Source organism: Kineococcus haloalkalitolerans (assembly GCF_050871905.1).
GTDB lineage: Bacteria > Actinomycetota > Actinomycetes > Actinomycetales > Kineococcaceae > Kineococcus.
This window is the reverse complement of record NZ_JBJLSH010000011.1, coordinates 1-12,841: the sequence shown is the minus strand read 5'-3', so window position 1 is coordinate 12,841 and position 12,841 is coordinate 1. Positions and strand designations below refer to the sequence as shown.

At 74.5% G+C, this 12,841-nt stretch carries 18 protein-coding genes; 8 read left to right on the top strand and 10 right to left on the bottom strand.

The genetic code is table 11. The features are described 5' to 3' along the window. Positions 1-16: 16 nt before the first annotated feature. Positions 17-442 (bottom strand): nucleotidyltransferase domain-containing protein, encoded by a 426-nt coding sequence (locus tag ACRYMY_RS06420; protein WP_432546438.1) that lies wholly within the window; start codon positions 440-442, stop codon positions 17-19. Between the two features lie 133 nt (positions 443-575). On the opposite strand from ACRYMY_RS06420, the gene ACRYMY_RS06415 reads away from it, so the two are divergent. Further along, positions 576-1,397, top strand: coding sequence for a sugar phosphate isomerase/epimerase family protein (locus tag ACRYMY_RS06415; protein ID WP_432546437.1), 822 nt, complete (start codon positions 576-578; stop codon positions 1,395-1,397). A 573-nt stretch (positions 1,398-1,970) separates the two neighbouring features. Here the strand turns inward: ACRYMY_RS06415 and ACRYMY_RS06410 are convergent. The 4 genes from ACRYMY_RS06410 to ACRYMY_RS06395 form a co-directional block, all read right to left on the bottom strand. Then, positions 1,971-2,405: a type II toxin-antitoxin system VapC family toxin gene (locus ACRYMY_RS06410; protein ID WP_432546436.1), complete on the bottom strand. Its 435-nt coding sequence runs from the start codon at positions 2,403-2,405 to the stop codon at positions 1,971-1,973. Beyond that, positions 2,402-2,863 (bottom strand): type II toxin-antitoxin system Phd/YefM family antitoxin, encoded by a 462-nt coding sequence (locus ACRYMY_RS06405; protein WP_432546435.1) that lies wholly within the window; start codon positions 2,861-2,863, stop codon positions 2,402-2,404. The genes ACRYMY_RS06410 and ACRYMY_RS06405 overlap by 4 nt, the downstream gene beginning before the upstream one ends. Positions 2,864-3,081: 218 nt before the next feature. After that, positions 3,082-3,630, bottom strand: a complete 549-nt coding sequence (locus ACRYMY_RS06400) for a DUF6886 family protein (RefSeq protein WP_432546500.1) — start codon at positions 3,628-3,630, stop codon at positions 3,082-3,084. A gap of 33 nt (positions 3,631-3,663) precedes the next feature. Continuing rightward, the gene (locus ACRYMY_RS06395) at positions 3,664-4,119 is read right to left on the bottom strand and encodes a MarR family winged helix-turn-helix transcriptional regulator (protein ID WP_432546434.1); all 456 of its coding nucleotides are present in this window, start codon (positions 4,117-4,119) and stop codon (positions 3,664-3,666) included. A 54-nt stretch (positions 4,120-4,173) separates the two neighbouring features. Between ACRYMY_RS06395 and ACRYMY_RS06390 the strand changes: the two genes are divergently transcribed. The 4 genes from ACRYMY_RS06390 to ACRYMY_RS06375 all read left to right on the top strand — a co-directional run bounded on the left by ACRYMY_RS06390 (position 4,174) and on the right by ACRYMY_RS06375 (position 6,942). Further along, complete coding sequence (locus tag ACRYMY_RS06390) at positions 4,174-5,388, top strand: multidrug effflux MFS transporter (protein WP_432546433.1); 1,215 nt, start codon at positions 4,174-4,176, stop codon at positions 5,386-5,388. A 473-nt stretch (positions 5,389-5,861) separates the two neighbouring features. Next, positions 5,862-6,167, top strand: a complete 306-nt coding sequence (locus ACRYMY_RS06385; protein WP_432546432.1) for an SRPBCC family protein — start codon at positions 5,862-5,864, stop codon at positions 6,165-6,167. 149 nt (positions 6,168-6,316) lie between these two features. Further along, a complete protein-coding gene (locus ACRYMY_RS06380; protein ID WP_432546431.1) occupies positions 6,317-6,565 on the top strand; it encodes a type II toxin-antitoxin system Phd/YefM family antitoxin in 249 nt (82 codons plus the stop codon). Next, a complete protein-coding gene (locus tag ACRYMY_RS06375) occupies positions 6,562-6,942 on the top strand; it encodes a PIN domain-containing protein (protein ID WP_432546430.1) in 381 nt (126 codons plus the stop codon). The genes ACRYMY_RS06380 and ACRYMY_RS06375 overlap by 4 nt, the downstream gene beginning before the upstream one ends. 106 nt (positions 6,943-7,048) lie before the next feature. On the opposite strand, the gene ACRYMY_RS06370 is transcribed toward ACRYMY_RS06375, so the two are convergent. Both ACRYMY_RS06370 and ACRYMY_RS06365 read right to left on the bottom strand, forming a co-directional pair. After that, positions 7,049-7,684 carry a CG0192-related protein gene (locus ACRYMY_RS06370; RefSeq protein ID WP_432546429.1) on the bottom strand — a complete coding sequence of 212 codons (636 nt, stop codon included), beginning with the start codon at positions 7,682-7,684 and terminating at the stop codon, positions 7,049-7,051. Positions 7,685-7,851: 167 nt separating this feature from the next. Beyond that, entirely contained in the window at positions 7,852-8,148 is a 297-nt protein-coding gene (locus ACRYMY_RS06365; protein ID WP_432546428.1) for an antibiotic biosynthesis monooxygenase family protein, read from the bottom strand. A 102-nt stretch (positions 8,149-8,250) separates the two neighbouring features. Between ACRYMY_RS06365 and ACRYMY_RS06360 the strand changes: the two genes are divergently transcribed. Then, a complete protein-coding gene (locus ACRYMY_RS06360) occupies positions 8,251-8,757 on the top strand; it encodes a DinB family protein (RefSeq protein WP_432546427.1) in 507 nt (168 codons plus the stop codon). Positions 8,758-8,761: 4 nt separating this feature from the next. On the opposite strand, the gene ACRYMY_RS06355 is transcribed toward ACRYMY_RS06360, so the two are convergent. Beyond that, entirely contained in the window at positions 8,762-9,430 is a 669-nt protein-coding gene (locus tag ACRYMY_RS06355) for a pyridoxamine 5'-phosphate oxidase family protein (RefSeq protein ID WP_432546426.1), read from the bottom strand. 77 nt (positions 9,431-9,507) lie between these two features. Between ACRYMY_RS06355 and ACRYMY_RS06350 the strand changes: the two genes are divergently transcribed. Together ACRYMY_RS06350 and ACRYMY_RS06345 are read left to right on the top strand one after the other, a co-directional pair. After that, positions 9,508-10,224, top strand: coding sequence for a maleylpyruvate isomerase family mycothiol-dependent enzyme (locus tag ACRYMY_RS06350; RefSeq protein ID WP_432546425.1), 717 nt, complete (start codon positions 9,508-9,510; stop codon positions 10,222-10,224). A gap of 12 nt (positions 10,225-10,236) precedes the next feature. Continuing rightward, the gene (locus ACRYMY_RS06345; RefSeq protein WP_432546424.1) at positions 10,237-10,626 is read left to right on the top strand and encodes a tautomerase family protein; all 390 of its coding nucleotides are present in this window, start codon (positions 10,237-10,239) and stop codon (positions 10,624-10,626) included. 81 nt (positions 10,627-10,707) lie between these two features. On the opposite strand, the gene ACRYMY_RS06340 is transcribed toward ACRYMY_RS06345, so the two are convergent. Both ACRYMY_RS06340 and ACRYMY_RS06335 read right to left on the bottom strand, forming a co-directional pair. Then, entirely contained in the window at positions 10,708-11,538 is an 831-nt protein-coding gene (locus tag ACRYMY_RS06340) for an alpha/beta fold hydrolase (RefSeq protein ID WP_432546423.1), read from the bottom strand. A 133-nt stretch (positions 11,539-11,671) separates the two neighbouring features. After that, the gene (locus tag ACRYMY_RS06335) at positions 11,672-12,577 is read right to left on the bottom strand and encodes a CARDB domain-containing protein (RefSeq protein WP_432546422.1); all 906 of its coding nucleotides are present in this window, start codon (positions 12,575-12,577) and stop codon (positions 11,672-11,674) included. Positions 12,578-12,841 lie beyond the last annotated feature (264 nt).

Below are 12,841 nucleotides of genomic sequence, written 5' to 3'. Positions count from 1 at the left end.
GCGAGACGCGGACGGCCTACAGAGCCCCAGCGGCCTGGGCGAGGGTGCCGTGAGGGTCGTGCAGGATGCGGTGTCCGTCTCCCAGCACCCGCCGTGTGCCGCCGTCCAAGGGGACGTCGGCCCAGGAGACCGGTGCCAGGTCGATCTCGACCAGCAGTCCTGAGGAGAGCCGGTAGCGCTGTTCGCGCACCGGGCCCCAGCGAGCCACCCGCACCAGGCGGGCGCGGTGACGCAGCTGCCGGAACCAGCTACTCGAGGAGGGCAGGGAGTCGGGGTCGTCCAGGAGAAGCATGACGTCCACGTCGCTGGCCATGCGTTCAGCGCCGCGGGCGTAGGAGCCCACCACTGCTGCTGCGTGTACGTCGTGGGCGGTTGCCCATGACGTCAGGTCGGCTAGCAAGCGGTCCGTCTCGCGGCGGCGGCCCTTCAGGCGAGCAGTCATCCAGTCATGATCCACCGGGCTTGGCGGGGGACCAGAGTGCCTTCGCGATGTCCGCATCTCGCCACGACCGCGATGTCCACGGGCGTGAGGTCCGGCCGAGGGCGGGGAGGTGCGCGTGCGGGATGCTGGGGACATGACGGTCAGCGATGACACCAGTCCCGGCCCCGGCGACGACCTGCTGCGGGCCGCGGCGGTCCACGCCTGGTCCCTGGACCGCACCCTGGGCCGGTTCCGGGCCGGGACCACCACCGGACCTGCCGGACTGCCGCTGCTGGAGCTGCCCGCGGCGCTGCGCGACCACGGCTACCACACCGTGCAGCTGTGCCACTTCCACCTCCCGCACCGCGACGCCACCTACCTCGCCGAACTGCGCGCGGCGCTGGCCGAGGCCGGTGTGGTGCTGGACGCGTTGCTGGTGGACGACGGTGACCTGACGCATCCGAGCGAGGCTGCGCGCGAGGAGGCGTGGATCTCCTCCTACCTCGCTGACGCCACCGCTCTGGGAGCCACCCGGATCCGGGTGGTGGCCGGCCAGACGCGCACCGACACCGCGCAAGCCGACAGCTCCGCGGCGCTGGGGCGCATCGCCGCCCGTGCCGGAGACCTGCGCGTCGTCACCGAGAACTGGAGGGACGTGACACGCGACGCCGCGGACGTGCGGGCCGTCCTCGACCCCCTCGCCGGGGCGGTAGGGCTGCTGGTGGACCTGGGGAACTGGACCGGCCCGGGCAAGTACGTCGACCTGGCCGAGGTCGCCCCCTACGCGGAGACCTGCCACGCCAAAGCGCACTGGGACGGGAGCGACGTCGACGAGGTGGACTACCGCAGGAGCCTGTCCTCGATCCTCGACGCCGGGTACAGCGGTCCGCTGGCCCTGGTCTACGACGCGGTCGGCGACGACGAGTGGGCGGGGCTGGCCGTCCAACGCGCGATCGTGGAGGACCTCCTCAGCTGAACGCTGGACTGAGCGCTCGACTGAACGGCCGCGTTGCGGACGTGGCCGCTCAGCGATGACCGCGCGCATCGCGCCATGGTCGCGACGTCGCCCGTGGGACGTCACGACCAGGGGAAGCCAGGGACCTCCCTGATGTCCGCTGCCCCACGCCTTCGTCACCCTCGTCCCGGGTCACGATGAAGGGGGATGACGGTGAACGCTGGCAGCTCGTCGCGGGAGCACCTGGGGTCTCGCGTGCGGATCGCGCGGCAGCACGGGGACGGGCCGCGCAGCGTGCTGGGGAGCTGAGACGGATCGCTCACAGCCAGGAGACGACGGGGCTGGATCTGAACGTCCTGGGTGAGGACCTGCACGTGGATGTGGCGGCTGACGATGAGGCGGAGGTCTTGACCTCAGGCGGCTGATGACCCGTCGATGACGGGACTGCCGACGTGGTCCCGTCATCGACCTCCGCCCGGGGCGGCGGTACTGCGTCCACGCGGTCTTGGACGTGACCGCGACGTCGTCGACGTCCACGACAGCGGGATGACCGTGCGGTCCACCGTGAACGCGTGATCGCCGGTGCTGAGTCTCCTACGGGGCGGTGACGGTGATCGGGTGGACGGCGATGAGGCCGGACACGTCCTGGAAGTCGCTCAGGTCGTTGGTCACCAGTTCGAGGTCGAAGGCGTGCGCGGTCGCGGCGAGGTAGGCGTCGACGACCTGGATGCGGAGCTGCTTCTTCGTCCCGCCGGCCGCGAGGATGGTCGCGGTCACCTGTCCGTAGGCGTCCACGACGGCGTCGTCCACGGGTAGGGCGCTCGGCCACAGGCGCCGCGCGATGGTGAAGTCGGTGAGGCGCTGCTGTTGAGCCGGTCCTGAGGCCACGGCGATGCCGAAGCGGAGTTCTGCGAACGTCATCTGCGAGACGTAGGTGGGCTGGTTGGGGTCGATGCTGAACGCCGACCCGGCCGGAGCACGCAGGATGTCGATGAGGGCGTTCGTGTCCAGGAGGTACCCAGCGGTCACTGCTGCTCGAGCCTCTCCTGGGCGACCTGCTGGGTGAGGTCGCCCAGTCGTGGACCGCGAGGGGCGGCCCGGACGCCGTGAGTGGTCGCCCACTCGCGGACGGCGTGGGCGTCCGCAGCGGAGCTCGGGTCGTCGGGCTGGCTCGGCTGGACGGCCTCCGTGTCCGGCTCGTCGTTGCGTCCTGCGTAGGGATCACGCGCGATCGGGTCGAGCGTCTGCGCCGTTCGGCGGTCGAACTCGGAGTGGTCGAACGGGCCTGCGGCGGAGTTGAGGCTGGCGGCGGAGCTGAGGGGAACGCCGCTGAAGGCGCGCAGGCGGTCGGGGACGGGTGCGATGGGTGTGATGCGGGCGACAGGCCGTCCGTGGTTGGTGATCGTGTAGCCCTCGCCCGCGTCTTCCAGCTCTCGCAGGATGCGCGCGTACTCGTTGCGCAGTTCGCGGGCGGTGATGGTCTTCACGCCCGTCAGCGTAGCCAGTGCTGGCTACACTGACGAGGTCCCGAGCGCGGGCCCCTCCGCTCCTCAGCGCCGTCGTGTCGGAGGTCCTCGGTGGGCAACGGTCGACGTGAGCTCGACCGGGCCGGATCGCCCCCCGTGACGCAGGTCGCGATCTCGCGCCTCGCGGGCATGTGCAGGCGGTCGACGACCTGCTGGTCCGCGGCGTGACCGCGCTGTGGTCAGGATGGCCGCGGTTCAGCGTTGCGCAGTCGGGTGCCGCTGTGCTCGGGTGCGTGCTCGGTGACGGCGTCCATGTACGGCCACAGCGATGGCACCAGACGAAGCTCGACGTCGTGCTCGGCCAGGGCGCTGATGCAGTCCTCGACGTGGCGGACGTCGAGAACCGGGACTTCGTGGTCGGCTGCCAAGTGGCCGGCCTGCTCGTCGAGCACGGTGAAGCCGGTCGGTGCGAGTTCGTGCACGTCGAGGCCGGCGTGCAGCAGTTGGGGTGCCCAGCGGTGCTCGGTAGCGGCCCGGCGTCGGTGACGTGGAACATCCTCGGCACCTGGTCGGGCTGGAGAGCGCTGGCGACAGACCTCGGGGCCTGCGGGACGACGGCCCCGTCGAGCAGGTCGGCCACCTCGCGACTTCCGCCATGAGCGTGCAGTCGTCGTCTGCTCGGGCCGTCTCGGGAGTGACCGTCCCTGAGGCGGCGATCGTGCGCGGACGGCGCCATCACCGTGCGGTCGTCCGGCACGGACGTGCGGCGACCTCGGGGTCGGTGACAGCCCCTCGCGGGACCCCGGGGGTGCGACCAGGGGTCAGCCCTCGTCGCTGCCACCGCTGGTCAGGTGCTGCTCCAGCACGGTGAGGACTTCGTTGCAGCGCCGGACGGCGTCGAGGTCGTCGACGACGCCGGCCAGCTCCCGCGACCAGGCCGCCCTCAGCAACCGCAGGTTGGTGGCGGCGAGGTCGGTGGGCACCACGCTGACTCCACGCCCAGGCCCGGGCCGCCTGCGGACCATGCCCTTGCTCTCCAGCGCCTGCAGGGCGGTGCTGACGTTGGTGCGCTGCAACCGCGTTCGCCGGGCGATCTCGCTGGGCGCGGACCCGGGACGCAGATCGACCACCCGCATCACCGTCCGCTCGGTCTCGGTCAGCGCCACCACCTCCGCAGCGGTGGGCGTGCGTGCCCGCACCAGCCGGCCGACGTTGAGCAGCAGATCGGCCAGGTCGGCCAGCGGATCGTCTGCGGGATCGAGAGGAGCAGGGGGCACCGCAGCACACTACCGCACGGGTTATGCCACCATAGTTATGTGAACATTACTAACATGCCCCCACCGTCACCGGGCACGGCGCTGCAGTCCCCCTCGCGGCGCCGGCAGCTGGTGCTGGTGCTGGGCTCGCTCAGCGCCTTTGGCGCCTTGACCATCGACCTGTACCTGCCCGCGATGCCCGGCATGGCCAGCCACCTGGGCACCAGCACCGCCTCGGTGCAGGCCACGCTGACCGTCTTCGTCCTCGGCTTGGCCACCGGGCAGGTCCTGATCGGCCCGCTGTCCGACGCGTGGGGACGCCGCCGCCTCCTGCTGACCGGTCTGGCGCTGTACGCCGCCGCCTCCCTGGCCTGCGCCCTGGCCCCGGACGTCGGCTGGCTCACCGCCGCCCGGGTGCTGCAGTCCCTGGGGGCGGCGGCCGGCACGGTGCTGGCGCGCGCCATCGCCCGGGACCTGTTCAGCGGTGTGGCCATGACCCGCTTCCTGTCCACCCTCATGCTCGTCAACGGCCTGGCGCCGGTCCTCGCGCCCGTCGTGGGCGGTCAGCTGCTCGCGATCACCACCTGGCGGGCGCTGTTCGCCCTGCTCACCGCCATCGGTGTCCTCCTGCTGCTCGCGGTGGCCTCGACCCTGCCCGAGACCGTCCCCCTCCAGCTCCGGCAGCCGGCGCACCCGCGGGCCCTGGCCCGCACCTTCGCCCGCCTCGGCACCGACCGCCGCTTCGTCCGCCTGGTCCTGACGTCCGCGTTGATGTTCGCCGCCGTCTTCACCTACATCTCCGGATCGTCCTTCGTCCTGCAGGACGGCTACGGGCTCGGCGCCCAGCAGTTCAGCCTGGTCTTCGCCGTGAACGGCCTGGGCGTCGTGGCCTGCAGCCAGCTCAACGGCTGGCTGGTCGGGCGGGCAGGCGCTGAAGCCGGCCTGCTCGTCCTCGCGTCGGCTTTGGCCGTCCTGGGCAGTGCCGGTGTGCTGGTGAGCGCGCTCACCGGCACACCGCTGCCGCTGCTGCTGGCGTTCCTGTTCCTGGCCGTGTCGATGCTCGGACCAGTGCTGACCAACGCCACCTCGCTGGCACTGGCCGAGCACGGCGCGACCGCCGGGGCAGCGTCCTCGCTGCAGGGCGCGACGCAGTTCCTCATCGCCGGCCTGGCCGCCGCGGTCCTGGGGCTGGTCGGTGACGACGCGGTGGCCATGGGCGCGGTGATGTGCTGCTGCGCGGTGCCGGCCCTCGTGCTCGCCGTCCCCGGCTCCTCCGGCGACCGACGCTGACACGACCAGTCCCCCACCGGCGATCGACTCGACTCGACTCGATCGCGAAGCCGCCACTCGGCCCGGTCATCCCAGGAGCGACCGGTTGCGGGACGGCGACTGCTCCCGGACGGCGCCGTGCGCGGTCGTGGTGGGAGCGGGAGGGCGGTCGGCAGCGCCGTGCGCGCCGTCGAGCCGTGCCCGTCCTCTCACGTGCAGCGGAGCACGGAGTCCCGCTCGGGGTCACGACCTGCCAGGGGGTCGGTGGCAGGCTGGGACTCCTGGGTCTCGACCACACTCCAGAAACCACCGCTTCTGAGACACCGCGGGGGAGCGGCGCCAGTGCCGCGACACGCTGCCTCAAGAATCGTGTCCACACGGCGTCTCATGAGCGGCCGGTCAGGCGCTTGCGAGATGGCGACCAGCCAGTCGCTGGAGGCGTCATCACTCCCGAGAGCGGAGTGGGAGCACAGCCGGCTCCTCGGGCTGCGCGCGTGCCCGTCCTGACCGAAGTCGTGACCGTCGTCGACGCCCCGGCCGCCGTCGTCCTCGACCTCGAGCTGGACGTCGACGAGCAGGTCCGCGGCCCGTTCCGCTCCCTGCACCACGAGCACCTCTTCGAGGCCGTGACGGCCCACCGCACCCGCATGACCGACCGCATGAGCGTCACCGCCCCCGCCGGGTTCCCCGGTGAGGTGGTCGCCCGCCTCGTGCTGGCTCCCTGCCCGCGCCAGCTGCTGCGGCGGCGGGCGGCTCACGTCGAACGCGCTGCGGAGCCAGCGGGGGAGCGGGTCCGCTGAAACAGCACCTCCCGTTCGCGGCGGAGCGCACGGCGCGCAGCGACCACGCAGTCGCTCCGCCGGACCGCTCCGCGTGGTGTTCCACGGTCCCCGCGCACCCGCTGAGCGACGAGCCGTCGTTCGGGGAGCACGAGTACTACCGTCGGCCTGTGACCGTCGTCGGGCTCCGCGAGCTGCGTCAGCGAGTCTCCGACCTCGTCCGCCGTGTCGAAGCCGGTGAGGAGGTGACCATCACCGTGGCCGGCAGGGCCAGCGCCCGCCTCGTCCCCGCCAACGCGCGGTCCTGGCGCACGTGGGGCGACGTCGAAGAACTGTTCGCCGGCCCCGCCGACGCGGCGTGGGAGCAGGACCGCGACCTCGTCGACACCGAGGTCCGCGACCCCTGGGAGCCGCGGTGAGGGCGGTCGTGGACACCAGCGTCGTCGTCGCCCGCGACATCGGCCCGCTGCCCGGAGAGCTGGCCATCAGCGCCGCGACGCTGGCAGAACTGCACTTCGGCGTCCTCGTGACGACCGACCCGGCGGTGCGCGCTGAACGGTTGCGGCGACTGTCCCTCCTGCAGCGGCGGTTCGACGCGCTGCCCCTGGACGACGCCGTCGCCGCCGGCTGCGGACGACTGGCCGCCGCGGTCGTCGCCGTCGGCCGGCAACCACGCGCTCGCACGACGGACCTGCTCACCGCCGCCACCGCCCACGCCCACGACGCCCGGCTCTGCACCCGCGACGCGGCCGACCTGAAGGGGGCGGACGAGATCGTCGAGGTCGTCCCCGTCTGAGCGGCGCCTCGCGACGGCTGCGCGGTTCTCCGCTCGTCGTGCGTCGTTCCCGGCGAGCGGGGAACCTCGGCTCCACCGGTCGACGCGGCCTGCCGAGGGCCGGTGATCAGGACGGCTCCTCCACCGTCGCCAGCACGACGGGTTCCTCCTGACCGGGCCAGGTGCCGCGCAGCGCGAACCCCGTCGCGGGTCTCGTCGACGTGACGACGCGCGGCAGGAAGATCGCGACCCCGGCGTCGACCACGGTCGTCGTCCCGTCGTGGCGCACGACCGGTCCCGTCAGCGGCGGAACCTCGTCCACCCGAAGGTTCCCGCTCCCGCGGACGTGCGTGGTGGACGGTTCCAGCACCAGCCCCCGCTCGGTCGCGGCGTACAGGTCGGCCTCGCGGCCGCCGGTGAGGACCGTGGTGACCAGGACGGTCACGAGGACCGGGTCGTGGCAGCCGTCGTAGACCCAGCGGTCGCCGAGCGTCGTGTGCGTCATGGTCGTGACGAGCGAGTCGTCGGCTCCCGCCCGGGGGGCGCCCCGGTAGGTCAGCGGCACCTGCAGGACCTGCCCGTCGGCGGTGCCGAGCAGGTGGGTCTCCATCCCGACCTCCCCGTCGGGGTCGTCGAAGCGGAACGACCCGAGCTCGGTGAGGACGGAGGTGTCGGCGTCCGCGGCCCACTGCTGGTGCGGCACCCAGGCCCGCAGCAGTTCCAGCTTCGTGGGCACGATCGTCGCGGGGTGGTGGACGGCCATCGCGCGATCCTGACAGCCGGCCTGCAGGCACCGCACGACACGCCGAACGCCTGGCCGTGCCCGCAGGCTGGCTGTCAGCTGCGGGAGCCCGCTCGTCGTGGCTCCCGTACCGGGAGGACCGCACCGCTGGGGCGGTGGGGCCGCGCTGCGTCACGAGCGGCGCCGGCTCAGGCGGTGGTGACCTCGCGGTAGTGCTCCACGGTGGGGAAGGGGTCGTAGGAGCGGTGCAGCAGCCGCTTCCACTCCTGGTACTGCGCGGACCCGCGGAAGCCCTCGGTGTGGTCCTCCAGGCTGTCCCACTGCACCAGCAGCAGGTAGGTGCCGCGACGTTCCACGCAGCGCGACAGCGTGAGGTGCTGGAAACCCGGTGCCGCGGAGATGATCGCCCCCGCCGTCGAGAACGCCGCCTCGAAGGCGTCGGTCTGGCCGGGTCGGACGTCGAGGACGGCGTGCTCGAGGACCACGCCGCCCGTCCTCGTGGACGGACGCGGTGCCGGCGGGGGCGCCCGGCGCTCGACGACGACCGCGCCCGCACCACCTGCCTCACGGCCTGGCAGCATCCCCGCGTGCCCGGTCCCGGAACCCCCCGCCCCGACGACGTCGTCGACCAGCCAGCCGAGGTGCAGTTCGAGGCGTTCCTCGACGAGCACCGCGCGGCGCTGGCCGCCTGCCTGGACGGCCTGAGCGAGGAGCAGGTCCGCGTGCGCCTGGTGCCCTCGCGGACCACGCTGCTGGGGCTGGTGAAGCACGCCGCCTTCGTCGAGCGCGTCTGGTTCGGCGAGGCGGTCACCGGGCGCTCCCGCGCGGAGCTGGGCATCGAAGCCGGTCCCGACGAGTCCTTCGTCCTGCACGAGGACGACACCATCGCGGGCGTGCGCGAGGCGCACCGGCGCGCGTGCGAGGACTCGCGACGGGCGGTCGCCGGTCTGGGCCTGGACGACGTGCTGCCGGGCAACCGGCGCGGTCCGCTGCCGCTGCGCTGGGTCTACCTGCACGTGCTGCGGGAGCTGGCCCAGCACTGCGGGCACGCCGACGTCCTGCGCGAGCAGCTGCTCGACGGGCGGGCCGGCTGACCCCTCAGGGCGCGGGCCGCAGACGTCCGGCGGTCCGCCGCGCGGAGCCCGGCACCGCGGTGCCGGGCCGGGTCAGCGCGGACGCCCGCGGCGTCCCGGCCGCCAGCGCCAGCGGCAGCACCCCCGCCCACACGTCCGCGTCCTCGCCGGCGTCCTCGGAGGGGCCGTGGGCGCGCACCTTCACGCTGGCGAGCGCCAGCGGCAGGCGCAGCACCGCCGTGGCGGCCAGTTCCTGGCGGGTCGGTGCGCGCACCTCGTCCCAGCGACCGGGCGCCAGGTGCTCGGTCAGCACCCGCAGCGCCCGCTCGCGCTCGGGCACCGGCACCAGGTGCGCGACGCCGTGGACGACGGCGCTGCGGTAGTTCATCGAGGTGTCCGCGACCGACCGGGCGAGCACCAGTCCGTCGAGGTGCGTGACGGCCACCGAGACCGCCAGTCCCTCGGGCGAGGCCGCGGCGCGGAACAGCCCGGCGCCGGTGGACCCGTGCAGCAGCAGGTCGTCCCCGTCGCGGGCGACCGCCACCGGCAGCACCACGGGCAGGCCGTCGCGCACGAGCGCGACGTGGGCGACCAGCGCGTCGTCGAGCACCGCGTGGAGCGCGTCGACGTCGAGGACCTGGCGGTCGGACTTGCGGCGGATGCGGGTCCGCTCCTCCAGCGGCAGCTGCGTCACCCGTCGGACCCTGCCAGCCGGGGCCGGTCCGGCGCAGCCGAGTTCTCCCGCGGGGTCCGGCGGTTACCGTCGGCCCCGTGCACGACGCGAGCGGCGAGGACGCGCCGCTGGACCACCTCGCCGCGCTGGGGAACGAGCAGGACGCCGTCCTCGCGCTGCTCGACCACGCCGACCTGGACGCGCCCGTGCCGCACTGCGCGCCGTGGCGGGTGCGCGAGCTGGCGGCGCACCTGGCCGAGGTGCACCGCTGGGCCGCGGCCACCAGCCGGCTCGGGCCCGACGGGTCCGAGCTGCCCGAGCAGGAACCGCCCGCGGCGGTGGACCCGGTGGCCGACTACGCCGCCGCCGCGCACGAGCTGCGCGCAGCGCTGGGCGGGGACCCCGCGCGGGCGTGCCGGACCCTGGACGGCGCCGGGACCGTCGCGTGGTGGAGGCGTCGGCAGCTGCACGAGGTCCTGGTGCACCGCTGGGACCTGCAGGACACGCTGGGGCTGCCCCGCACCGCTGACGAGGTGGTCGCCCGCGACTGCGTCGCGGAGGTCGTCGACACGCTGCACCCGCGCCAGGTCCGGCTGGGGCGCGTCCCGCCCGCCCGCACCGGCGTGGTGCTGCGCGCCCCCGGCGCGACCTGGGTCCTCGGCGACCCCGCGCGCCTCGTCGCCCACGTCGACGGCCCGGCCGGTGCGCTGGCGCAGCTGCTGTGGCGGCGCACCGGCCCGGACGACCCCCGCCTGGTCGTCGCCGGAGACCGCTCCGCGGCCCTCGCGCTGCTGGGCACCGCCCTGACCCCGTAGGAGGGACCCGCGATGGCCCAGTTCAAGGTCTACGGCCGTGACCACGTCCTGCGACCGCTGCGCGCGCAGCTGTCCGACGTCCTCCACGGCGCCGCTGTCGACGTCCTCGGCCTGTCCGCCGCCGAGCGCTTCCACCGCTTCTTCCCGATGAGCGCGGAGGACTTCCCCACCCCCGAGGGGCGCAGCGAGGACTACACGGTCGTCGAGGTCCTCGTGTTCAGCGGCCGGACCGTGGCGACGAAGAAGGCGTTCTTCCGGCGCCTGTGCGCCGACTTCGCCGAGCGCCTGGGCATCGAGCCGGTCGACCTGGAGATCACCGTGGTGGAGACCCCGCGCCACGACTGGGGCGTCCGCGGCCGGGCCGGGGACGAGCGGGACCTGCCGTACCGCGTCGAGCGCTGACCCGGCCCGGCGCCCGGACCGCGCCTGGCCGTCAGGGGTGGTGCTGTCCTCCTCGGACCCCGACCCCCGGTGCGCGGCGCGTCAAGAAGCCGCCACCGGCGACGCCCCGGCGCCTGCGCGACGGCGCGGTGTGCCCGCCAGGAACCGGTCGACCCGTTCGACGGCCGCCTCCACGTCCCAGCCGTCCTCGCCGCGGGGCAGCGCCTCGGCGTGGGCGCGGGGCAACCGCGCCACGAGGTCCGCGGCGTCCTGGGTGCCGCGGGAGGCGTCCTCGCCGACGAGGACGAGCACGGGCACGTCCACGGCGGCCAGGAGTTCGCGCAGCGGTGCGCCGGAGGCCCACGCGACGGCCTCGGCGTCGGCGACGTACGCGCCGGCGCGGCTGGTCAGGTCCACGTCGCGGTGCGCCGGGGGCGTCTGCTGCCGCAACCGCGGTGGCATGTGCCGCAGGTAGTGCCACACCGCGCTGTGCAGGTCGCCGGCCCGCACGCACCGGTCCACGCCCTCCGCCCACTCCTGCACGTCGTGGTGGTGCGAGGGCGGTTCCAGCGGCGGCTCCCACAGCACGAGCCCGTCGACGGGCAGGCCCCGCGCGGCCGCGGCGAGGGCCACCGCGCCGCCGGCGCCCAGACCCGCGAGGACGCCACCGCCGGTGACGCGCAGCAGGGCGTCCACGGCGGCCAGCTCCCGGTCCAGGTCGACGCGGCCGCCGACCCGGTTCGCGCCGCGGCCGAGCCGGTCGTGCACGACGGTGGTCCACCCGCGCCGGGCCAGGCCCCGCGCGGTGGCGGTGGTGACGGGGTCCTTCGTCGGGTGGGCGTCGGCCCCGGCGACGAACGCGACGGCCGGTCCGTGGCCGTGCCGCTCGTGGGCGACCGTGTCCCCGCGGGACGTGGTGACGAACTCGCTCATCGACTCCTCCTCGAGCCGGACGTGCGGTGCCGCTGGTGCTCCCGAGGGTAGTCCCGCGCAGCCCGCGGGGCGACGGGTCGGAAGCCCCTGGCGCGTCCCGTCCGCCGGTTCCCCGGCGGACGGGACGCGGCCGTCAGACCGCGACGTCGAGGTCCACGTCGACGGGCGCGGTGGCGGTGGCCACCTGGGCACCGGCACCGCCGCCCATCGACCCGTACCACTGCGTGGTGCGCACGCTGTGGGCCTGGAAGCGGCTGAAGTCCGGCGCGCTGCCCGCGGCGCAGGTGAACGGGAAGCGGCCCTGGTAGCTGCGCAGCAGCGACCCGAACCCGAGGTGCGTGCGCACCGGGGTGGCGGTCCGCGAGACCGGCACCTCGGCCAGGCCGTCGTAGCTGAAGGACCCGGCGCCCGGGGCGAAGCGGTCGTTGCCGACGGTGAAATCCTGCAGGTACCGCTCGCTGCCGTCGACGAGCGTCCCGTCGGCGGTGAAGCAGCCGCCGTACACGCTGCCGGTCATCGACGTGGCCGTCACGGTGGTGCGGCTGTTGGGCGCCACGGTGGTCATCACGTCCCCGCCGCGCATCCGCAGCGACAGGCCGGGCGCGACGTCGAGCCGGCGGTCCAGCACGTTGTCGCCCTCGTTCGACTCGGCGATGCGCTTCGCGTCGTCGACGTGCGCGCGCACGGTGCGCTGCCCGGCCACGGCCGGCCAGGTCGCGCCGGCGGGCCCGCCGACGGCCGACAGCGTGACGCGCTGGCCGGGTTGCAGGGTTCCGCGGAAGTCGTCGGACCAGGTGCGCAGGACACCGTCCACCTGGAAACCCACGCCGTGGACCACACCCGCGGGCGTCGCCGCGTTCCCGCGGTTCTCGATCGTGGCCGTGAACCGCACCTGCTGACCGGCCACGGGCGCCGTCGGCGCCCACGTCACGCCCGTCACCACGAGGTTCGGCTGCGGGGCGGCCGCGCTGCCGGGCGCCGCCGCGACCACCGTGCTCGTCAGGACCGTCGCCGCCGCGAGCGCGGCAGCCTTCGTCACCTTCATCTCGTCCCCCCGGACTCGTCGGTGCGCGCACCCCCCGGTGACCGCGCGAGCGACACCGTAGACCCCCGCTGCTCCGTCCGGGTGAAGATCACCGAACCGGTGCGCCGGCGTGTCCGGACGCGCCGGGGGGGGGGGGGGGGGGGGGGGGGGGGGGGGGGCGGGGGGCGGGGGGGGGGGGGGGGGGGGGGGGGGGGGGGGGGGGGGGGGGGGGGGGGGGGGGGGGGGGGGGGGGGGGGGGGGGGGGGGGGGGGGGGGGGG